23 protein-coding genes are annotated in these 21,255 nt (G+C 43.7%); all 23 read left to right on the top strand.

The window, feature by feature from the left end:
- Positions 1-136: 136 nt before the first annotated feature.
- Positions 137-1,447 (top strand): ribosome-associated GTPase EngA, encoded by a 1,311-nt coding sequence (gene engA / locus Q5C82_RS12770; protein WP_003225506.1) that lies wholly within the window; start codon positions 137-139, stop codon positions 1,445-1,447.
- A gap of 17 nt (positions 1,448-1,464) precedes the next feature.
- A complete protein-coding gene (locus tag Q5C82_RS12775; protein WP_003225507.1) occupies positions 1,465-2,502 on the top strand; it encodes an NAD(P)H-dependent glycerol-3-phosphate dehydrogenase in 1,038 nt (345 codons plus the stop codon).
- A gap of 338 nt (positions 2,503-2,840) precedes the next feature.
- Positions 2,841-3,044: a DUF2768 domain-containing protein gene (locus tag Q5C82_RS12780; RefSeq protein WP_003225508.1), complete on the top strand. Its 204-nt coding sequence runs from the start codon at positions 2,841-2,843 to the stop codon at positions 3,042-3,044.
- Positions 3,045-3,065: 21 nt separating this feature from the next.
- Entirely contained in the window at positions 3,066-3,794 is a 729-nt protein-coding gene (locus tag Q5C82_RS12785) for a hypothetical protein (protein WP_003225509.1), read from the top strand.
- Between the two features lie 188 nt (positions 3,795-3,982).
- Positions 3,983-5,461: a stage IV sporulation protein A gene (spoIVA, locus tag Q5C82_RS12790; protein ID WP_003225510.1), complete on the top strand. Its 1,479-nt coding sequence runs from the start codon at positions 3,983-3,985 to the stop codon at positions 5,459-5,461.
- 374 nt (positions 5,462-5,835) lie between these two features.
- Positions 5,836-6,114, top strand: a complete 279-nt coding sequence (gene hbs, locus Q5C82_RS12795; RefSeq protein ID WP_003153447.1) for a non-specific DNA-binding protein Hbs — start codon at positions 5,836-5,838, stop codon at positions 6,112-6,114.
- Positions 6,115-6,301: 187 nt separating this feature from the next.
- Entirely contained in the window at positions 6,302-6,874 is a 573-nt protein-coding gene (gene folE / locus Q5C82_RS12800) for a GTP cyclohydrolase I FolE (RefSeq protein WP_003225516.1), read from the top strand.
- Positions 6,875-6,895: 21 nt separating this feature from the next.
- Positions 6,896-7,123: a trp RNA-binding attenuation protein MtrB gene (gene mtrB / locus Q5C82_RS12805; protein ID WP_003225517.1), complete on the top strand. Its 228-nt coding sequence runs from the start codon at positions 6,896-6,898 to the stop codon at positions 7,121-7,123.
- 163 nt (positions 7,124-7,286) lie between these two features.
- Positions 7,287-8,042 (top strand): heptaprenyl diphosphate synthase component 1, encoded by a 756-nt coding sequence (hepS, locus tag Q5C82_RS12810; RefSeq protein WP_003225519.1) that lies wholly within the window; start codon positions 7,287-7,289, stop codon positions 8,040-8,042.
- Between the two features lie 6 nt (positions 8,043-8,048).
- Positions 8,049-8,750 (top strand): demethylmenaquinone methyltransferase, encoded by a 702-nt coding sequence (gene menG / locus Q5C82_RS12815; protein ID WP_003225520.1) that lies wholly within the window; start codon positions 8,049-8,051, stop codon positions 8,748-8,750.
- A gap of 25 nt (positions 8,751-8,775) precedes the next feature.
- Positions 8,776-9,738 carry a heptaprenyl diphosphate synthase component II gene (hepT, locus tag Q5C82_RS12820; RefSeq protein ID WP_003225521.1) on the top strand — a complete coding sequence of 321 codons (963 nt, stop codon included), beginning with the start codon at positions 8,776-8,778 and terminating at the stop codon, positions 9,736-9,738.
- Positions 9,739-9,853: 115 nt separating this feature from the next.
- Positions 9,854-10,303: a nucleoside-diphosphate kinase gene (gene ndk / locus Q5C82_RS12825; protein ID WP_010886554.1), complete on the top strand. Its 450-nt coding sequence runs from the start codon at positions 9,854-9,856 to the stop codon at positions 10,301-10,303.
- A gap of 239 nt (positions 10,304-10,542) precedes the next feature.
- The gene (gene cheR / locus Q5C82_RS12830) at positions 10,543-11,313 is read left to right on the top strand and encodes a protein-glutamate O-methyltransferase CheR (protein ID WP_003225523.1); all 771 of its coding nucleotides are present in this window, start codon (positions 10,543-10,545) and stop codon (positions 11,311-11,313) included.
- A gap of 74 nt (positions 11,314-11,387) precedes the next feature.
- Positions 11,388-12,560, top strand: coding sequence for a chorismate synthase (aroC, locus tag Q5C82_RS12835; RefSeq protein WP_003225524.1), 1,173 nt, complete (start codon positions 11,388-11,390; stop codon positions 12,558-12,560).
- Entirely contained in the window at positions 12,560-13,648 is a 1,089-nt protein-coding gene (gene aroB, locus Q5C82_RS12840; protein ID WP_003225525.1) for a 3-dehydroquinate synthase, read from the top strand. The genes aroC and aroB overlap by 1 nt, the downstream gene beginning before the upstream one ends.
- Positions 13,645-14,028: a chorismate mutase gene (aroH, locus tag Q5C82_RS12845; protein WP_003225527.1), complete on the top strand. Its 384-nt coding sequence runs from the start codon at positions 13,645-13,647 to the stop codon at positions 14,026-14,028. Before aroB ends, aroH begins: the two co-directional genes overlap by 4 nt.
- A gap of 215 nt (positions 14,029-14,243) precedes the next feature.
- The gene (gene trpE, locus Q5C82_RS12850; protein ID WP_003225529.1) at positions 14,244-15,791 is read left to right on the top strand and encodes an anthranilate synthase component I; all 1,548 of its coding nucleotides are present in this window, start codon (positions 14,244-14,246) and stop codon (positions 15,789-15,791) included.
- A complete protein-coding gene (gene trpD, locus Q5C82_RS12855; RefSeq protein ID WP_003225531.1) occupies positions 15,763-16,779 on the top strand; it encodes an anthranilate phosphoribosyltransferase in 1,017 nt (338 codons plus the stop codon). Before trpE ends, trpD begins: the two co-directional genes overlap by 29 nt.
- Positions 16,772-17,524 carry an indole-3-glycerol phosphate synthase TrpC gene (gene trpC, locus Q5C82_RS12860; protein WP_003225532.1) on the top strand — a complete coding sequence of 251 codons (753 nt, stop codon included), beginning with the start codon at positions 16,772-16,774 and terminating at the stop codon, positions 17,522-17,524. The genes trpD and trpC overlap by 8 nt, the downstream gene beginning before the upstream one ends.
- A gap of 4 nt (positions 17,525-17,528) precedes the next feature.
- Complete coding sequence (locus Q5C82_RS12865; protein WP_003225536.1) at positions 17,529-18,176, top strand: phosphoribosylanthranilate isomerase; 648 nt, start codon at positions 17,529-17,531, stop codon at positions 18,174-18,176.
- Complete coding sequence (trpB, locus tag Q5C82_RS12870; protein ID WP_003225538.1) at positions 18,157-19,359, top strand: tryptophan synthase subunit beta; 1,203 nt, start codon at positions 18,157-18,159, stop codon at positions 19,357-19,359. Before Q5C82_RS12865 ends, trpB begins: the two co-directional genes overlap by 20 nt.
- A complete protein-coding gene (gene trpA, locus Q5C82_RS12875; RefSeq protein WP_003225540.1) occupies positions 19,352-20,155 on the top strand; it encodes a tryptophan synthase subunit alpha in 804 nt (267 codons plus the stop codon). The genes trpB and trpA overlap by 8 nt, the downstream gene beginning before the upstream one ends.
- Before the next feature lie 11 nt (positions 20,156-20,166).
- Positions 20,167-21,249: a histidinol-phosphate transaminase gene (hisC, locus tag Q5C82_RS12880; protein ID WP_003225543.1), complete on the top strand. Its 1,083-nt coding sequence runs from the start codon at positions 20,167-20,169 to the stop codon at positions 21,247-21,249.
- Positions 21,250-21,255 lie beyond the last annotated feature (6 nt).

The following is a 21,255-nucleotide window of genomic DNA, read 5'->3' on the forward strand; positions in this document are numbered from 1 at the left end:
TAAAAACTGATATAATAAATGAGTTAAGCCCTTCCTCTGAAGGGTTTTCTTTTCATAAAAGTGAATGAAATGATTTTAATAACCGGTTGAAAATTTATGTAAAAATGAAAGCGGCTGGATCGAAAGGAAGGGTACTATGGGTAAACCTGTCGTAGCCATTGTCGGGAGACCAAATGTAGGAAAATCCACAATCTTTAACCGGATTGCGGGAGAAAGAATTTCAATAGTAGAAGATACCCCTGGTGTGACAAGGGATCGGATATACAGCTCGGCTGAATGGCTGAATTATGATTTTAATTTGATTGATACTGGCGGTATTGATATCGGTGATGAGCCGTTTTTAGCGCAGATTCGCCAGCAGGCTGAAATCGCCATGGATGAAGCGGACGTCATTATTTTTATGGTGAACGGCCGTGAAGGCGTAACAGCTGCTGATGAAGAAGTAGCAAAAATTTTGTACCGCACGAAAAAGCCTGTTGTTTTGGCAGTTAATAAACTGGATAACACAGAAATGAGAGCGAATATCTATGATTTTTATTCGCTTGGCTTTGGCGAGCCGTATCCAATTTCGGGAACACACGGACTCGGATTAGGAGATTTACTTGATGCCGTTGCAGAGCATTTTAAAAACATTCCTGAAACGAAATATGATGAAGAAGTTGTTCAATTTTGCTTGATCGGACGCCCAAATGTCGGAAAGTCCTCACTTGTGAATGCGATGCTTGGTGAAGAGCGCGTCATTGTCAGCAACGTGGCAGGAACAACAAGAGATGCTGTTGATACAGCATTTACGTACAACCAGCAGGAGTTTGTCATTGTCGATACTGCCGGTATGCGAAAAAAAGGGAAAGTCTATGAAACGACTGAAAAGTACAGTGTGCTGCGCGCGCTGAAAGCAATCGACCGCTCAGAAGTCGTTGCGGTTGTGCTGGATGGCGAAGAAGGCATTATTGAGCAGGACAAGCGTATCGCCGGTTATGCACACGAAGCGGGTAAGGCCGTCGTGATCGTCGTAAACAAATGGGATGCTGTTGACAAAGATGAAAGCACGATGAAAGAATTTGAAGAAAATATCCGTGATCATTTTCAATTTCTTGATTATGCGCCAATCCTATTCATGTCAGCCTTAACGACAAAGCGGATCCATACACTGATGCCTGCGATTATCAAAGCAAGCGAAAACCATTCACTTCGAGTTCAAACGAATGTCTTAAATGATGTCATCATGGATGCTGTGGCAATGAACCCGACGCCGACTCATAACGGTTCTCGCTTAAAGATTTATTACGCGACTCAAGTGTCGGTGAAGCCGCCTAGTTTCGTTGTGTTTGTAAACGATCCGGAATTGATGCATTTTTCGTACGAACGCTTTTTAGAAAACCGAATCAGAGATGCGTTCGGTTTTGAGGGGACACCAATCAAAATATTTGCAAGAGCTAGAAAATAAAAAGGTGTGAAGCAAATATGAAAAGAGTCACTATGCTCGGAGCGGGAAGCTGGGGGACGGCATTGGCTTTAGTGTTAGCCGATAATCATCACGATGTAACCATGTGGGGGCACCGTGCAGATCTGATTCATCAAATCAATGATCAGCATGAAAATAAGGATTATTTGCCGAACGTCAAGCTTCCAGAATCAATAGAGGCAACAACGGATATCGGGAAAGCTGTTTCGGACGCAGATTTCATTATCGTTGCGGTTCCGACAAAAGCAATTCGGGAAGTGCTGAGGCAGGCTGTGCCTTTTATAACAAAAAAGGCAGTCTTTGTTCATGTCAGCAAGGGCATAGAGCCGGATTCACTTTTGCGCATTTCTGAGATTATGGAAATTGAGCTCCCGAGTGATGTCAGAAAAGATATTGTTGTTCTTTCCGGTCCGAGCCATGCGGAAGAAGTGGGGCTGCGACATCCAACGACTGTTACTTCATCTTCAAAGAGCATGAGGGCAGCAGAAGAGGTGCAGGATTTATTTATTAATCACAATTTCCGGGTGTACACAAACCCTGACATTATCGGCGTTGAAATCGGCGGGGCTTTAAAAAATATCATTGCCCTTGCTGCAGGAATTACAGACGGTTTAGGGTATGGTGACAATGCCAAAGCTGCTTTGATTACACGAGGACTTGCCGAAATCGCGAGACTCGGAACGAAAATGGGCGGGAATCCCCTGACGTTTTCTGGATTGACAGGAGTAGGCGATCTGATTGTGACGTGCACAAGTGTTCATTCCAGAAACTGGCGTGCCGGCAATTTACTCGGAAAAGGCTACAAGCTTGAAGACGTTCTTGAAGAGATGGGAATGGTAGTCGAAGGTGTTCGCACAACAAAAGCAGCTTACCAGCTTTCGAAGAAATATGATGTGAAAATGCCGATTACAGAAGCACTCCATCAAGTTCTATTTAACGGACAAAAAGTGGAAACTGCTGTTGAATCTTTAATGGCGAGAGGGAAAACCCACGAGATGGAGGATCTTGTCAATACGTTTGAAAATCAAGTGAAGTAAAAGTGTCAATCGTATGGGAGATCGCATATCTTAATTGAACGAAAGCCCGAAAAACAGAAGGACACCCAAGTCTTGGGATCTCCTGAAACATTTTGCCGATTTAGGCAATAGAGGATGCATCTGTATGCCAAGTCGCATACTATAGCATCGAAGTCCAAGAGAGTGTTTCTTAAACGTGCAGGTGAATATAGTCAAATTGACTGAAGCGAAGGTCCCCCTCTTTGCTTCAGTTTTTTTGTTCTATCAAAGGATGGAAAATCTGGTTGATCTTTTCCGGGGCTGTATATTAAAATTAAAATATAACGCTTACATCATACATATCGGGGAGGCGCAGGTCATTGAGTCTGGCATTGATGAAAATGTGGTTTGCACTAGGGTCCATGGGTCTGATGTTTCTGGCTGTAGCTTCCATCTATTTAAGCCGCTTTAAGTGTCAAAACCGTTTTTTGAAGATTGCGGTTTCGTCATTCGCTTTCATGTGTATGCTCATATCTGGAATTATTGTGTTTGTCGTGGTATTCAGCGGCCCTGTCAATGAATAAAGCTGTAAAAGGAAGTGCTGTATGGGTAAACTGAAGTGCGCTATGATTTTTGCGGCAGTCGTGTTTTTATCAGGCTGTTTATATCCAAATGAGCGGAAAAGCAGTGTACATGCCATTCCTTATCAGGACCAGCTAAAGCAGGTCCAGTCTGCTGTTGATGAATTTCAAAAGGCAAATGGAGGGCTGCTTCCCATTCAAACAAAAGATATGTCGACACCGCTATATCAAAAGTATCCGATAGACTTTAACCGTTTAGCGCCGAGATATATGGCTGAGCCCCCAAGCACGGCTTATGAAAGCGGGGGAGACTATCAATACGTGCTTGTTGACGTAGAGAACGATCCGACTGTTAAATTGATTGATCTAAAGATGGCTGAAAAAATCCGCGACGTAAAATTACGTGTTCAAATGTACCGCCAGGAGCATCAATATCCTCCTTACAAGGATGTGCTGTCACGTGATTTATTTACACTCGATGAGAAGAAGCTGGGAGATGGAAGCTCTCTTATAGTGACAAGCCCAATCTCAGGGAATTCCTTGCCGCTTATGATTGACGGAGACGGAGAAATATATGCCGATTACCGGAATGAGCTGGCTTCTTGCCTCAAAAAAAGCAAAAAAACGTTTAAACCCGGATCTGAAATTCAGGATATGATTTGGCAAGAAACCCCCTTTGTACCCGCGTTTTCGGTGAAATATACGGTAAATGACAAACAGGAACCTGTTTTTTTAGAAAATGATATGAAATAGGAATGAACCTTTCTCCCGTGCATACAAATAGGGAGAAAGGTTTTTTTATACTTTGATAGATTGAGGATGGGAAATTTTCTAAAGATGTCATATTGAAATAGGACAACGTCATACACATATAGTGTCCTGTGTTTGATTGAAAGAGTTTAATAAAATTGATAAGGATAGGAAGTCCGGGAGGGGATCACTTGGAAAAGGTCGATATTTTCAAGGATATCGCTGAACGAACAGGAGGCGATATATACTTAGGAGTCGTAGGTGCTGTCCGTACAGGAAAATCCACGTTCATTAAAAAATTTATGGAGCTTGTGGTGCTCCCGAATATCAGTAACGAAGCAGACCGGGCCCGTGCGCAGGATGAACTGCCGCAGAGCGCAGCCGGCAAGACGATTATGACTACAGAGCCTAAATTTGTTCCGAATCAGGCGATGTCTGTTCATGTGTCAGACGGACTCGATGTCAATATAAGATTAGTAGATTGTGTAGGTTACACAGTTCCCGGCGCAAAAGGATATGAAGATGAAAACGGTCCGCGGATGATCAACACGCCTTGGTACGAAGAACCGATCCCATTTCATGAGGCTGCTGAAATCGGCACTCGAAAAGTCATTCAAGAACACTCGACCATCGGAGTTGTCATTACGACAGACGGCACCATTGGAGATATCGCCAGAGGTGACTATATAGAGGCTGAAGAAAGAGTCATTGAAGAGCTGAAAGAGGTTGGTAAACCCTTTATTATGGTCATCAATTCAGTCAGGCCATATCATCCGGAAACAGAAGCCATGCGCCAGGATTTAAGCGAAAAATATGATATCCCGGTATTGGCAATGAGCGTGGAAAGCATGCGGGAATCAGATGTGCTGAATGTGCTTAGAGAGGCCCTCTACGAGTTTCCTGTGCTTGAAGTGAATGTCAATCTCCCAAGTTGGGTAATGGTGCTGAAAGAAAACCATTGGCTGCGTGAAAGCTATCAGGAATCCGTAAAGGAAACGGTTAAGGATATTAAGCGTCTCCGGGACGTAGACAGGGTTGTCGGCCAATTCAGCGAGTTTGAGTTCATTGAAAGTGCCGGATTAGCCGGAATCGAGCTTGGCCAAGGGGTCGCTGAAATTGACTTGTATGCGCCGGACCAATTATATGATCAAATCCTGAAAGAAGTCGTTGGCGTTGAAATTAGAGGAAGAGATCATCTGCTTGAGCTCATGCAGGACTTTGCTCATGCGAAAACAGAATATGATCAAGTATCCGATGCCTTAAAAATGGTCAAACAGACGGGATACGGCATTGCGGCGCCTGCTTTAACTGATATGAGTCTCGATGAACCGGAAATTATACGGCAGGGCTCACGATTTGGTGTGAGGCTGAAGGCTGTCGCTCCGTCGATCCATATGATTAAAGTAGACGTCGAAAGCGAATTCGCGCCGATTATCGGAACGGAAAAACAAAGCGAAGAGCTTGTACGCTATTTAATGCAGGACTTTGAGGATGATCCGCTCTCCATCTGGAACTCCGACATCTTCGGAAGATCACTGAGCTCAATTGTGAGAGAAGGGATTCAGGCAAAGCTGTCATTAATGCCTGAAAACGCACGGTACAAATTAAAAGAAACGTTAGAAAGAATTATAAACGAAGGTTCAGGCGGCTTAATCGCCATCATCCTGTAATACCGAAAGACCTCTTTATAGAATGGGAGGTCTTTTTTCTTTGCTCTTAATAATGGAAAAGGATCAAGGAATAGGATGAAAAAAGGAAAAAAAGGAATATTTGTTCGGTAAATCACGTTAAATCCTTGACGAGCAAGGGATTGACGCTTTAAAATGCTTGATATGGCTTTTTATATGTGTTACTCTACATACAGAAATTCTTCACTTTGTTGGACAAACATTCCTCAGAGTGCAGTTTTTCTTAAAAAGCCGTTTAATTGTCTTTCTCTTGCCTGCTCTGATTTTTTTCTGAGACAGGTTTAGAATCAGACTGAACTGTGAAGAAATGATAATAAACGAACTGAATGTATTCCTTTTGGGAGGAGGTGAAAGGCATGAACAAAACAGAACTTATCAATGCGGTTGCAGAAGCAAGCGAATTGTCTAAAAAAGACGCTACAAAAGCAGTTGACTCTGTTTTTGATACGATCTTAGATGCACTTAAAAACGGTGATAAAATCCAACTGATCGGTTTTGGTAACTTCGAGGTGCGTGAACGTTCTGCACGTAAAGGACGCAACCCTCAAACAGGTGAAGAAATCGAAATTCCAGCAAGCAAAGTACCTGCTTTCAAACCAGGTAAAGCGCTTAAAGACGCAGTTGCCGGAAAATAATTGTGAATATAGATCGTGTATGCATCTAGCTTACATACACTTTATTTCTTCACAGAAAAGCCCCTTTCTAAGGGGCTTTTCATATTTCAAGAGCATGGGCTTCCTGACAGGGCATTCACTTTGCTTTTAGCGGGGCATGTGTGCTAGAATCGAAATTAAATGTATTCATTGGTGGAGGACATAGAACATGAAAGAAGTTAATAAAGAGCAAATCGAACAAGCTGTTCGTCAAATTTTAGAAGCGATCGGAGAAGACCCGAATAGAGAAGGGCTTCTTGATACTCCGAAAAGAGTCGCAAAGATGTACGCCGAAGTATTCTCCGGCTTGAATGAAGATCCTAAAGAACATTTCCAGACTATCTTCGGTGAAAACCATGAGGAGCTTGTTCTTGTAAAAGATATCGCGTTTCATTCTATGTGTGAGCATCACCTTGTTCCCTTTTATGGAAAAGCACACGTTGCATATATACCGCGAGGCGGAAAGGTCACAGGACTCAGCAAACTGGCACGTGCCGTTGAAGCCGTTGCAAAGCGTCCGCAGCTTCAGGAACGCATCACGTCTACAATTGCGGAAAGCATCGTAGAAACGCTTGACCCGCATGGCGTAATGGTAGTGGTTGAAGCAGAACACATGTGCATGACGATGCGCGGTGTCAGAAAACCGGGTGCAAAAACTGTCACTTCAGCAGTCAGAGGCGTTTTCAAAGATGATGCCGCTGCCCGCGCTGAAGTATTGGAACATATTAAACGCCAGGACTAATAAAGATAGAGGGTGCTATAAATGAACGAAAAGCATTCAAGTGATTTTGTCGTCATTAAAGCGGTTGAGGACGGAGTGAATGTGATCGGCCTGACAAGAGGAACAGACACAAAGTTTCACCATTCCGAAAAACTCGACAAGGGAGAAGTGATCATCGCTCAGTTCACAGAGCACACTTCTGCCATTAAAGTCAGAGGAGAGGCACTCATTCAAACCGCATACGGAGAAATGAAAAGCGAAAAAAAATAAGCTGGCTGTCCCCGCTGTTAAAAGCAAATGTTCGCAAACAGCGGGAGGATACAGCCAATTTCTTTTTTTTATGCTATAATGATACCTGCGTAAGTGAATGAAAAGATAAGACTCATACATAGATTAAGAAATAAATGTGAATTTGGGGACAAGGGTGATATTTTTGCAAGACATCTACGGAACTTTAGCCAATCTGAACACGAAATTAAAACAAAAGCTGTCTCATCCTTATTTAGCGAAGCATATTTCTGCGCCAAAAATTGATGAGGATAAGCTTCTTCTTTTTCATGCTTTATTTGAAGAAGCCGACATAAAAAACAACGACAGAGAAAATTATATTGTAACAGCGATGCTTGTACAAAGCGCCCTTGATACCCATGATGAAGTGACGACAGCCAGAGTCATAAAACGAGACGAAAACAAAAACCGCCAATTGACTGTTCTCGCAGGCGATTATTTCAGCGGGCTGTACTACTCTCTACTATCTGAAATGAAGGATATCTACATGATTCGGACGCTTGCTACAGCCATCAAAGAAATCAATGAACATAAAATTCGTCTATATGACCGTTCTTTCAAGGACGAACACGATTTTTTCGAAAGTGTCGGCATCGTTGAATCAGCTTTATTCCATCGGGTTGCGGAACACTTCAACCTCCCGCGATGGAAAAAGCTGTCGAGTGATTTTTTTGTATTTAAGCGGCTTATGAACGGAAATGATACATTTCTGGATGTGATCGGCAGTTTTATACAGCTGGGAAAAACAAAAGAAGAGATATTAGAAGATTGTTTTAAAAAAGCGAAAAACAGCATTGAGTCACTTTTGCCTCTAAATTCACCTGTTCAGCACATTTTATTAAACCGTCTGAAGACAATCAGCCAAGATCAAACCTATCATCAGAAAGTGGAAGAAGGGTAAACCATTATGCAGGACTCAAAAGAACAGCGCGTACACGGAGTATTTGAAAAAATATATAAAAACTACGATCAAATGAACTCTGTCATCAGTTTTCAGCAGCATAAAAAATGGCGCGACAAAACGATGCGCATCATGGATGTAAAAGAAGGCGCCAAAGCACTTGATGTCTGCTGCGGAACGGCTGACTGGACGATCGCTCTTGCAAAAGCAGCCGGCAAAAGCGGTGAGATCAAGGGCTTGGATTTCAGTGAAAATATGCTGAGTGTCGGCCAGCAGAAAGTAAAAGACGGCGGATTCAGCCAAATTGAACTTCTGCACGGAAATGCGATGGAGCTTCCTTTTGATGATGATACATTTGATTATGTCACCATTGGCTTCGGACTCCGCAATGTCCCTGACTACTTGACTGTACTGAAAGAGATGAGACGTGTGGTGAAGCCGGGCGGCCTGGTGGTATGTCTGGAAACGTCCCAGCCGGAAATGTTCGGATTCAGACAGGCTTACTTTATGTACTTTAAGTACATTATGCCGTTTTTCGGGAAAATGTTTGCGAAGAGCTATAAAGAGTATTCTTGGCTTCAAGAATCAGCCAGAGAATTCCCTGGAATGAAGGAACTGGCAGGCCTGTTTGAAGAGGCGGGCCTAAAAAATGTCAAATATCATTCGTTTACTGGCGGAGTCGCTGCCACGCATATCGGATGGAAATGAAAACACAGATGTTTGGGTGAATGATATGAAATTTAAAATGGCCTACTCTTTTTTAAATGACGATATTGATGTAATCGAAAGAGAACTTGAACAAACCGTACGTTCCGATTATCCGCTTTTAAGCGAGGCAGGTCTTCACCTGCTACAGGCTGGAGGGAAACGTATTCGGCCTGTTTTCGTGCTGCTTTCCGGCATGTTTGGCGATTACGACATTAATAAGATTAAATATGTCGCCGTCACTCTGGAAATGATTCACATGGCATCTTTGGTTCATGATGATGTCATTGATGATGCGGAGCTTCGCAGAGGAAAGCCGACAATCAAAGCAAAGTGGGATAATCGCATTGCGATGTACACAGGCGATTATATGCTTGCGGGATCTCTTGAAATGATGACGAGAATTAACGAACCGAAAGCCCATAGGATTTTGTCACAAACGATTGTTGAAGTTTGTCTTGGGGAAATCGAGCAGATCAAAGACAAATACAACATGGAACAAAATCTCAGAACGTATCTCCGCCGCATCAAAAGAAAAACGGCGCTCCTGATCGCGGTCAGCTGTCAGCTCGGTGCCATTGCGTCCGGAGCAGATGAAAAGATTCATAAGGCGCTGTACTGGTTTGGGTATTACGTCGGCATGTCTTATCAAATCATTGATGATATCCTTGATTTTACTTCAACTGAAGAAGAGCTGGGCAAACCCGTTGGAGGAGATTTGCTTCAAGGGAATGTCACATTGCCAGTGCTGTATGCTCTGGAAAATCCAGCATTAAAGAATCAGCTTAAATTGATTAACAGCGAGACAACGCAGGAACAGCTTGAACCAATCATTGAGGAAATCAAAAAAACGGATGCAATTGAAGCATCTATGGCAGTAAGCGAAATGTATTTGCAGAAAGCTTTCGAGAAATTAAACACGCTTCCGAGAGGGCGTGCACGTTCGTCTCTTGCGGCCATCGCAAAATATATCGGTAAAAGAAAATTTTAATTTTTGCAGATATTAAGAAATTTCTCCGCCCCGGATTGATTAATTATCAGAAAGATGTTACGATTTCGGTGTGCAGTGTGAAAGCCTATACATACATAATGATGGGGTGGAGAATGTGATGGAAAAGACTTTTATCATGGTGAAACCAGACGGTGTCCAACGTCAGCTCATTGGGGATATTTTATCCAGATTTGAACGTAAGGGCTTACAATTAGCTGGTGCCAAGTTAATGAGAGTGACTGAACAAATGGCTGAGAAACACTACGCCGAACATCAAGGGAAGCCTTTCTTCGGAGAGCTCGTTGAGTTTATTACTTCAGGGCCTGTATTCGCAATGGTTTGGGAAGGCGAAAATGTCATTGAAGTAACGAGACAGCTGATCGGAAAGACAAATCCTAAAGAAGCTTTGCCTGGTACGATTCGGGGAGATTATGGCATGTTTGTCGGGAAAAACATCATCCACGGCTCTGATTCTCTCGAAAGTGCAGAACGCGAGATTAACATTTTCTTTAAGAATGAAGAATTAGTATCATATCAACAGCTCATGGCAGGCTGGATCTATTAATCGTTAATGAAAATAAGTAACAGAGCCGGCACCAAGTAATGCCGTCGGTTTTCGTTTTCTTTTGTAAAGGTTTACATTAAAGTGAATAAAGCGTTTATTGGCAGGGTGTACCAGACTCCTGCCTTTTCTAACGATCTAAAATCAGCTGCAAAGCTGATTTTTTTATTGAAACAATACAATTTCCTGATAAAACAAGCTATACTAGGACAAAAAGACAGCGAGACTGGGAGAGTAGAGAGATGGATACATACAGCGTATTTACAACGAAGTGGAAACAATTAACCGGAGTCGATTTGACATTATATAAAGAAGCACAAATGAAGAGAAGGCTGACGTCGCTTTATGAGAAAAAGGGGTTTCAAAGCTTTAAGGACTTTGCGGCGGCATTAGAAAAGGATCAAGCCCTCTTAAATGAAACATTGGACAGAATGACGATCAATGTTTCAGAATTTTATCGTAATTATAAAAGATGGGAAGTTCTTGAGACTGCTATTCTGCCGTTAATCAAGAACGGTAAGCCTTTAAAGATATGGAGTGCCGCCTGCTCAACGGGTGAGGAGCCTTACACGCTTGCCATGCTTTTGGATCAGCAAAAAAGTCTTCCCGGCTTTCAGATCCTGGCGACTGATATTGATGAAAAAGCATTGGAGAAAGCGAAAAAAGGCGTCTATCAGGAGAGGTCTTTACAGGAAGTACCTTCATCTGTGAAGGATCGTTATTTTACTCAAAATGCAAATAGAAGTTATGAAGTAAAAGCGGAAATCAAAAAGAATATTACATTCAAAAAGCACAATCTACTGGCTGATCGTTATGAACAAGACTTTGACTTAATTGTGTGCCGCAATGTATTTATTTATTTTACAGAAAGCGCCAAGGAAGAGCTTTATTTAAAAATGGCACATAGCTTGAAAAAGAATGGAGTCCTATTTGTCGGCAGCACCGAGCAAATCTTCAATCCGGAGAAATTTGGCCTGGCTCCAGCCGATACATTCTTTTATCAAAAAAGATAGACTGACTTTTTGCTGAAAAATATGTTATAGTAGTTTTACTTAAAAGCGTTAATGCGATGAAGGGAGAAGAAGTCATGAGATATTTAACAGCCGGAGAATCACACGGCCCCCAACTGACAACCATTATTGAAGGTGTGCCTGCCGGGCTTTACATAACGGAGGAAGATATCAATTTTGAGCTTGCCAGACGCCAAAAAGGCCACGGCCGCGGCCGCCGCATGCAGATCGAAAAAGACCAGGCCAAAATTATGAGCGGGGTGCGTCATGCACGAACACTCGGTTCACCAATTGCTCTCGTCGTTGAAAATAACGATTGGAAGCATTGGACAAAAATCATGGGTGCGGCTCCGATTACAGAGGATGAAGAAAAGGAAATGAAGCGCCAAATTTCCAGACCGAGACCTGGGCACGCTGACTTAAACGGAGCGATTAAATATAATCACCGTGATATGAGAAATGTGCTTGAGCGCTCTTCAGCAAGGGAAACAACTGTCAGAGTGGCGGCAGGAGCTGTCGCTAAAAAGATTCTTTCTGAGCTCGGCATTAAGGTGGCAGGTCACGTATTGCAAATTGGCGCAGTTAAAGCTGAAAAAACAGAATATACGTCAATTGATGACCTGCAGCGTGTAACGGAGGAGTCTCCGGTCAGATGCTACGATGAAGAAGCGGGCAAAAAAATGATGGCTGCCATTGATGAAGCGAAGGCCAACGGAGATTCCATCGGCGGAATTGTAGAAGTCATTGTCGAGGGAATGCCAGTAGGCGTTGGCAGCTACGTCCATTATGACCGCAAACTGGACAGCAAGCTTGCTGCTGCTGTTCTGTCAATTAACGCATTTAAAGGTGTGGAATTCGGCATCGGCTTTGAAGCAGCCGGAAGAAATGGAAGCGAAGTCCATGACGAGATCATTTGGGACGAGGAAAAGGGATATACCCGCGCTACAAACAGACTCGGAGGACTGGAAGGCGGCATGACGACAGGAATGCCGATTGTTGTCCGCGGAGTCATGAAGCCGATTCCGACTTTGTATAAACCGCTGAAAAGCGTAGATATTGAAACGAAAGAACCGTTTTCTGCCAGCATTGAACGTTCAGACAGCTGTGCAGTGCCTGCGGCAAGTGTAGTAGCTGAAGCGGCTGTCGCATGGGAGATTGCGAACGCAGTCGTTGAACAATTCGGCTTAGATCAAATCGACCGCATTAGAGAAAATGTGGAGAATATGAGAAAACTGTCGAGGGAATTTTAATGAAAACACTGCATGTTCAAACCGCTTCCTCGTCGTATCCTGTTTTTATCGGACAAGGCATCAGAAAAGAGGTTTGCGAACTATTAAACTCTCTAAACAGGCCTTTAACACGGATTATGCTTGTCACGGATGAAGAGGTTGACCGCCTGTATGGTGATGAAATGCTTCATTTGCTGCAAGAAAAATGGCCCGTGAAAAAAGTGACGGTGCCGAGCGGAGAGCAGGCGAAATCCATGGACATGTACACAAAACTGCAGAGTGAAGCGATTCGTTTTCATATGGATCGCTCCTCATGCATCATCGCGTTCGGTGGCGGTGTTGTAGGAGATCTTGCCGGTTTTGTGGCTGCCACTTTTATGCGCGGCATTGATTTTATCCAAATGCCTACGACGCTTTTGGCGCATGACAGTGCAGTCGGAGGAAAGGTAGCCGTGAACCATCCGCTCGGAAAAAATCTAATCGGTGCATTTTATCAGCCGAAGGCCGTGCTCTACGATACAGACTTCCTGCGTTCTTTGCCTGAAAAAGAGCTTCGATCCGGAATGGCAGAAGTGATTAAACACGCTTTTATCTATGACAGAGCGTTTCTGGAAGAGCTGCTGAATATCCGCTCACTGCGTGATATCACCAGTGATCAGCTGAATGACATGATTTTTAAAGGGATTTCAATAAAAGCATCTGTCGTTCAGCAGGATGAAAAAGAAGAGGGGATCAGAGCTTACTTAAACTTCGGACATACGCTCGGCCATGCCGTTGAGGCTGAATATGGATACGGACAGATCACTCACGGTGATGCCGTAGCCCTCGGGATGCAGTTTGCTTTATATATAAGCGAAAAGACAGCGGGCTGTGAAATGGACAGGAAACGTTTGGTCAGTTGGCTAATAAGCCTGGGCTATCCAAGTCAAATTAAAAATGAGACGGAAACTTCGGTTCTATTGGACCGTATGATGAATGATAAGAAAACCCGCGGCGGGAAGATTCAGTTTATCGTGCTCAACGAATTAGGAAAAGTTGCTGATCACGCATTTTCCAGAAATGAACTTGAGAGCTGGCTGAACAAATGGCGATTGGAGGAGACATCATGATGATTCGCGGAATTCGCGGAGCAACTACAGTTGAACGAGATACTGAAGAAGAAATTTTACAAAAAACAAAACAGCTGTTAGAGAAAATCATAGAAGAAAACAAAACAAAACCGGAAGATGTTGTTCAAATGCTTCTTTCGGCGACACCTGATTTGCACTCCGTTTTCCCGGCAAAAGCTGTCCGTGAGCTTTCAGGATGGCAGTATGTGCCGGTAACCTGTATGCAGGAAATGGACGTAACCGGCGGTCTGAAAAAGTGCATCAGAGTCATGATGACCGTCCAGACAGATGTTCCTCAGGAACGGATCAGGCATGTATATTTAGAAAAAGCCGTTGTATTAAGACCCGATTTATCATTGACAAAAAATACTGAATTGTAATACGATAGGAACAGCTTAGAAATACACAAGAGTGTGTATAAAGCGATTGAATGAGTTGAGTTAGAGAATAGGGTAGCAGAGAATGAGTGTAGTTGAGCTGAGACATGTATGTTTATTCTACCCAAAAGAAGCCTTTCTTTTGGGTTTATTTGTTATATAATGTTTTATCCTCTCATGCCATCTTCTCATTCTCCTTGCCATAAGGAGTGAGAGCAATGTATTACCAATCCAACATTTCTTCATTTTTACAGGACAGCTTGTCCTACCACACCATACCGATTGTGGAGACCTTCACAGTCGATACGATGACACCCATTCAAATGATAGAGAAGCTCGACAGGGAGATTACGTATCTTCTTGAAAGCAAGGATGATACATCCAATTGGTCAAGATATTCGTTTATCGGCCTGAATCCATTCCTCACGATTAAAGAAAAGCAGAGCCGTTTTACAGCTACAGATCATGACGGCAGATCTCATTACACAGGAAATGAACTTAAAGAAGTTCTGAATTGGATGAATACCACGTACAAAATCAAAACGCCAGAGCTAGGCATTCCTTTTGTCGGCGGAGCTGTCGGGTACTTAAGCTACGATATGATCCCGCTGATTGAGCCTTCTGTTCCTCCGCATTCAAAAGAAACAGGAATGGAAAAGTGTATGCTGTTTGTTTGCCGGACATTAATTGCATATGATCATGAAACTAAAAACGTCCACTTTATCCAATATGCAAGGCTCAATGGACAGGAAACAGAAAACGAAAAAATCGATGTATTTCATCAAAATCATCAAGAGCTTCAAGATCTCATAGAAAAAATGATGGATCAAAAAAACATAAAAGAACTGTTTCTTTCTGCTGATTCATATAAGACACCCAGCTTTGAGACAGTATCTTCTAATTATGAAAAACCAGCCTTTATGGCTGATGTAGAAAAAATAAAAGAATATATAAAAGCGGGCGATATCTTCCAAGGCGTTCTGTCACAAAAATTTGAGATTCCGATAAAATCAGATGCCTTTGAGTTATACCGGGTGCTTAGGATCGTCAATCCTTCTCCGTATATGTATTATATGAAACTCCAAGACAGAGAAATAGTCGGCAGCTCTCCGGAACGATTAATCCACGTTAAGGACGGGCACTTGGAAATCCATCCGATTGCCGGTACGAGAAAACGAGGCGCAGATAAAGAGGAAGATGAAAAACTCAAAGTTGAGCTGATGAAGGATGAAAAAGAAAAAGCGGAGCACTACATGCTCGTTGACCTTGCCCGGAACGATATTGGCAGAGTAGCAGAGTATGGATCTGTTTCTGTGCCGGAGTTCACAAAAATTGTCTCCTTTTCGCATGTCATGCACATTATTTCGGTGGTTACAGGCCGATTGAAAGAAGGGGTTCACCCTGTCGATGCACTGATGTCCGCTTTCCCGGCGGGAACTTTAACAGGCGCTCCAAAAATCCGTGCTATGCAGCTTTTGCAAGAGCTCGAGCCAACACCGAGAGAGACATACGGCGGCTGTATCGCCTACATCGGATTTGACGGTAATATCGACTCTTGTATTACGATTCGCACCATGAGCGTAAAGAACGGTGTTGCATCGATACAGGCAGGTGCTGGAATTGTTGCGGATTCTGTTCCGGAAGCCGAATACGAAGAAAGCTGTAATAAAGCCGGTGCGCTGCTGAAAACGATTCATATTGCAGAAGACATGTTCCATAGCAAGGAGGATAAAGCTGATGAACAAATTTCTACAATTGTGCGTTGACGGAAAAACACTTACTGCCGATGAGGCAGAAGCGCTGATGAATATGATGATAACAGCGGAAATGGCACCTTCTGAAATGGGCGGTATATTGTCTATTCTTGCTCATCGGGGAGAGACGCCAGAAGAGCTAACGGGCTTTGTAAAGGCGATGCGGGCACGCGCTCTTACAGTCGATGGACTTCCTGATGTCGTTGATACATGCGGAACCGGAGGAGACGGTATTTCTACTTTTAATATCTCAACGGCATCAGCAATTGTTGCCTCAGCAGCAGGGGCAAAAATCGCTAAGCACGGCAATCGCTCTGTCTCTTCTAAAAGCGGAAGCGCTGATGTTTTAGAGGTGTTAGAGGTTCCAATTCAAACCACTCCCGAAAAGGTCAAAAGCAGCATTGAAGCAAACAACATGGGATTTCTTTTTGCACCGCTCTATCATTCGTCTATGAAACATGTAGCGGGTACAAGAAAAGAACTGGGTTTCAGAACAGTATTTAATTTGCTCGGACCGCTTAGCAATCCCTTGCAGGCGAAGCGCCAGGTGATTGGGGTCTATTCCGCTGAAAAAGCTGGATTGATGGCAAGCGCACTGGAGACGTTTCAGCCGAAGCACGTCATGTTCGTATCAAGCCGTGACGGTTTAGATGAGCTTTCAATTACAGCACCGACCGACGTGATTGAATTAAAGGACGGGGAGCGCCGGGAATATACCGTTTCACCGGAAGCTTTCGGTTTCACAAATGGCAGACTTGAAGATTTACAGGTGGAGTCACCAAAAGAGAGTGCCTGTCTCATTCAGAATATTTTTGAAAATAAAAGCAGCAGTTCCGCTTTATCTATTACAGCTTTTAATGCAGGGGCTGCGATATACACGGCGGGGATCACCGCCTCACTGAAGGAAGGAACGGAGCTAGCATTAGAGACGATTACAAGCGGAGGCGCTGCCGCGCAGCTTGAACGACTAAAGCAGAAAGAGGAAGAGATCTATGCTTGAAAACATCATTAAACAAAAGAAAGAAGAAGTAAAAACACTGGTCTTGCCGGAAGAGCAGCCTTTCGAAAAACGTTCATTTAAAGAGGCGCTGGCAAGCCTGAATCGGTTTATCGGGTTGATTGCTGAAGTGAAGAAAGCGTCGCCGTCAAAAGGGCTTATTAAAGAGAATTTTGTACCTGTGCGGATTGCAAAAGACTATGAAACTGCGAAAGCAGATGCGCTTTCCGTTTTAACAGACACCCCGTTTTTTCAAGGGGAAAACAGCTATTTATCAGACGTAAAGCGCGCTGTTTCGATACCTGTACTCAGAAAAGATTTTATTATTGATTCTCTTCAAGTGGAGGAATCAAGAAGAATCGGAGCGGATGCCATATTGTTAATCGGCGAAGTGCTTGATCCCTTACACCTTCATGAATTATATCTTGAAGCAGGTGAAAAGGAGATGGACGTGTTAGTGGAGGTTCATGATGCAACAACGCTAGAACAAATATTGAAAGTATTCACGCCTGATATTCTCGGCATAAACAACCGAAACCTAAAAACTTTTGAAACCTCTATCATGCAGACAGAACAAATCGCATCTCTTGCTCCGAAAGAATCACTGCTTGTCAGCGAAAGCGGAATCGGTTCTTTAGAACATTTAACATTTGTCAAAGAACATGGAGCACGAGCTGTGCTTATTGGTGAATCATTGATGAGACAAACATCACAGCAAAAAGCAATCCATGCTTTGTTTGGGGAGTGAGGATGTGAAGAAGCCGGCATTAAAATATTGCGGCATACGGTCACTGCAGGATTTGCAGCTTGCAGCAGACTCACAGGCGGATTATCTGGGCTTTATTTTTGCTGAAAGCTACCGAAAAGTATCTCCGCAAGATGTGAAAAAGTGGCTGAGTCAAGTTTGTGTCGAAAAACAGGTTGCAGGGGTTTTTGTTAATGAATCGATAGAGACGATGTCACGGATTGCCGAAGACTTAAATCTAGACGTCATTCAGCTTCACGGTGATGAGGAACCTGCGGATGCCGATGCGCTTCGCATGCTGACAGATTGTGAAATATGGAAGGCGCTTCACCATCATGAGAACACAACTCAAGAGATAGCCCGCTTTAAAGATGATGTGGACGGCTTTGTGATTGATTCATCTGTCAAAGGGGCAAGAGGGGGCACTGGTGTTGCTTTTTCTTGGGACTGTGTGCCGGAATACCAGCAGGCTGCTATAGGAAAACGTTGTTTTATCGCAGGCGGCGTGAATCCGGACACTATCACAGACTTAATGAAATATCAGCCGGCAGGAATTGACCTTGCCAGCGGAATCGAAAAAAACGGACAAAAAGATCAGAATCTGATGAGGCTTTTAGAAGAAAGGATGAATCGATATGTATCCATATCCGAATGAAATAGGCAGATACGGCGATTTTGGCGGAAAGTTTGTTCCGGAAACACTGATGCAGCCGTTAGAAGAAATTGAAACCGCATTTAAAGAGATCAAGGATGATCCTGTTTTTCGTAATGAATATTACAAGCTGTTACATGACTATTCCGGTAGGCCGACTGCACTCACGTTTGCTGATCGAGTTACTGAGTACTTAGGCGGCGCGAAAATTTATTTGAAACGAGAAGATTTAAACCATACAGGGTCTCATAAAATCAATAATGCGTTAGGTCAAGCGCTGCTCGCTAAGAAAATGGGAAAATCGAAAATCATTGCTGAAACCGGTGCCGGTCAGCACGGTGTTGCCGCTGCCACAGTCGCAGCCAAATTCGGCTTTTCTTGCACTGTGTTTATGGGCGAGGAGGATGTTGCCCGCCAGTCTCTGAACGTTTTCCGCATGAAGCTTCTTGGGGCGGAAGTTGTTCCTGTAACAAGCGGAAATGGCACATTGAAGGATGCCACAAATGAGGCGATTCGGTATTGGGTTCAACATTGCGAGGATCATTTTTACATGATTGGATCAGTTGTCGGACCGCACCCTTATCCGCAGGTGGTCCGAGAATTTCAGAAAATGATTGGAGAGGAAGCGAAGGATCAGCTGAAACACATTGAAGGCACTCTGCCTGATAAAGTAGTGGCGTGTGTAGGTGGAGGAAGCAATGCGATAGGCATGTTTCAGGCGTTTTTAGACGAAGATGTTGAACTGATCGGCGCTGAAGCAGCCGGAAAAGGAATTGATACTCCTCTTCATGCCGCTACTATGTCGAAAGGAACCGTAGGCGTTATTCACGGTTCATTGACTTATCTGATTCAAGATGAGTTCGGGCAAATTATTGAGCCTTACTCCATTTCAGCAGGACTTGACTATCCTGGAATCGGTCCGGAGCACGCATATTTGCATAAGAGCGGCCGTGTCACTTATGACAGTATCACAGATGAAGAAGCGGTGGATGCATTAAAACTCTTGTCAGAAAAAGAGGGGATTTTGCCGGCAATCGAATCTGCCCATGCGTTAGCAAAAGCATTCAAACTCGCCAAAGAGATGGATCGCAATCAATCCATTCTCGTCTGTTTATCAGGACGGGGAGATAAGGATGTCAACACATTAATGAATGTATTGGAAGAAGAGGTGAAAGCGCATGTTTAAATTAGATCTTCAAGCATCAGAAAAATTGTTTATCCCGTTTATTACAGCGGGAGATCCATCGCCTGAGGTTTCGGTTAAACTGGCGAAGTCACTCCAAAAAGCAGGTGCCACGGCACTGGAGCTTGGTGTTGCATACTCAGACCCGCTTGCAGACGGTCCGGTGATCCAGCGTGCTTCAAAGCGGGCGCTTGATCATGGAATGAATATCGTAAAGGCAATCGAATTAGGCGGGGAAATGAAAAAAAACGGAGTGAATATTCCGATTATCCTCTTTACGTATTATAATCCTGTGTTACAATTGAACAAAGAATACTTTTTCGCTTTACTGCGGAAAAATCACATTGACGGTCTGCTTGTTCCGGATCTGCCATTAGAAGAAAGCGCCAGCCTTCAAGCGGATTGCAAAAACCATGAGGTAACGTATATTTCTTTAGTTGCGCCGACAAGCGAAAGCCGTTTGAAAACCATTATTGAACAAGCCGAGGGCTTCGTCTACTGTGTATCTTCTCTAGGTGTGACCGGTGTCCGCAATGAGTTCAATTCATCCGTGTACCCGTTCATCCGGACAGTGAAGGATCTCAGCACTGTTCCGGTTGCTGTCGGGTTCGGTATATCAAACCGCGAACAGGTCATGAAGATGAATGAAATTTGTGACGGTGTCGTAGTGGGAAGTGCGCTCGTCAGAAAAATAGAAGAGCTAAAGGACCGGCTCATCAGCACTGAAACGAGAGATCAAGCGCTGCAGGAGTTTGAAGATTACGCAAGGGCGTTTGGCGGCTTGTATAGTTTAAAATGAGGTGACTGGATTTGCGTATCAAAGAACATTTAAAACAACTGAAGCCTTATCAGCCTGGAAAGCCGATTGAAGCAGTGAAATCAGAATATGGCTTGGATAAAGTTGTGAAGCTTGCTTCAAACGAAAATCCGTACGGCTGTTCAGAAGCTGCAAAAGAGGCGCTTCAACATGAGATTCAACAGCTTGCGCTTTATCCGGACGGGTATAGCGCCGCTTTGCGGACAAGGCTCAGTGAGCACCTCAATGTCAGTGAAACATCACTTATTTTCGGAAACGGTTCAGATGAAATCATTCAGATCATCTGCCGGGCATTTTTAAATGATAAAACTAACACGATAACTGCTGCCCCGACTTTTCCGCAATATAAACATAATGCGGTCATTGAAGGCGCTGAAGTTCGTGAAATCGCACTTCGTCCTGACGGCTCACATGATTTAGATGCCATGCTTGAAGCGATTGACGAACAGACACAAGTCGTTTGGATATGCAGTCCGAATAACCCGACTGGCACTTATACATCAGAAGGGGAATTACTCGCATTTCTGGAGCGCGTTCCTTCTCATGTCCTCGTTGTTCTTGACGAAGCATATTATGAATATGTAACAGCTGAGGATTACCCGGAAACTGTGCCGTTATTAAACAAGTATTCCAATCTGATCATATTGCGGACATTTTCAAAGGCTTACGGTCTGGCTGCGCTCAGAGTTGGATACGGAATTGCTGACGAGAACCTGATTCGCCAGATTGAGCCGGCGAGAGAGCCATTTAACACGAGCCGTCTAGGTCAGGCTGCGGCGATCGCAGCACTTGATGATCAAGCGTTTATTGCTTCCTGTGTCGAGCAAAATAAAACAGGCCTTCAGCAATATTATGATTTTGCGAAGACTCATGGTTTAAAGTGCTACCCTTCACAGACAAACTTTGTGTTAATTGATTTTAACCGCCCTTCCGATGAACTGTTTCAGGCTCTGCTGGAAAAAGGCTATATTGTCCGGTCAGGAAATGCATTAGGTTTCCCGACATCACTCCGGATTACGATCGGAACAAAAGAGCAAAATGAAGAAATTCTTGCAATTTTAGCTGAAATTTTATAAGAGGTG

The organism is uncultured Bacillus sp., from assembly GCF_958411575.1.
GTDB lineage: Bacteria > Bacillota > Bacilli > Bacillales > Bacillaceae > Bacillus > Bacillus spizizenii.

Bases quoted from the DNA above. Each gene is read 5' to 3' on its own strand.
- engA (WP_003225506.1), top strand. From the start codon at position 137: ATGGGTAAACCTGTCGTAGCCATTGTCGGGAGACCAAATGTAGGAAAA.
- Q5C82_RS12775 (WP_003225507.1), top strand. From the start codon at position 1,465: ATGAAAAGAGTCACTATGCTCGGAGCGGGAAGCTGGGGGACGGCATTG.
- Q5C82_RS12785 (WP_003225509.1), top strand. From the start codon at position 3,066: ATGGGTAAACTGAAGTGCGCTATGATTTTTGCGGCAGTCGTGTTTTTA.
- hbs (WP_003153447.1), top strand. From the start codon at position 5,836: ATGAACAAAACAGAACTTATCAATGCGGTTGCAGAAGCAAGCGAATTG.
- folE (WP_003225516.1), top strand. From the start codon at position 6,302: ATGAAAGAAGTTAATAAAGAGCAAATCGAACAAGCTGTTCGTCAAATT.
- mtrB (WP_003225517.1), top strand. From the start codon at position 6,896: ATGAACGAAAAGCATTCAAGTGATTTTGTCGTCATTAAAGCGGTTGAG.
- menG (WP_003225520.1), top strand. From the start codon at position 8,049: ATGCAGGACTCAAAAGAACAGCGCGTACACGGAGTATTTGAAAAAATA.
- hepT (WP_003225521.1), top strand. From the start codon at position 8,776: ATGAAATTTAAAATGGCCTACTCTTTTTTAAATGACGATATTGATGTA.
- cheR (WP_003225523.1), top strand. From the start codon at position 10,543: ATGGATACATACAGCGTATTTACAACGAAGTGGAAACAATTAACCGGA.
- aroC (WP_003225524.1), top strand. From the start codon at position 11,388: ATGAGATATTTAACAGCCGGAGAATCACACGGCCCCCAACTGACAACC.
- aroB (WP_003225525.1), top strand. From the start codon at position 12,560: ATGAAAACACTGCATGTTCAAACCGCTTCCTCGTCGTATCCTGTTTTT.
- aroH (WP_003225527.1), top strand. From the start codon at position 13,645: ATGATGATTCGCGGAATTCGCGGAGCAACTACAGTTGAACGAGATACT.
- trpE (WP_003225529.1), top strand. From the start codon at position 14,244: ATGTATTACCAATCCAACATTTCTTCATTTTTACAGGACAGCTTGTCC.
- trpD (WP_003225531.1), top strand. From the start codon at position 15,763: ATGAACAAATTTCTACAATTGTGCGTTGACGGAAAAACACTTACTGCC.
- trpC (WP_003225532.1), top strand. From the start codon at position 16,772: ATGCTTGAAAACATCATTAAACAAAAGAAAGAAGAAGTAAAAACACTG.
- trpB (WP_003225538.1), top strand. From the start codon at position 18,157: ATGTATCCATATCCGAATGAAATAGGCAGATACGGCGATTTTGGCGGA.
- trpA (WP_003225540.1), top strand. From the start codon at position 19,352: ATGTTTAAATTAGATCTTCAAGCATCAGAAAAATTGTTTATCCCGTTT.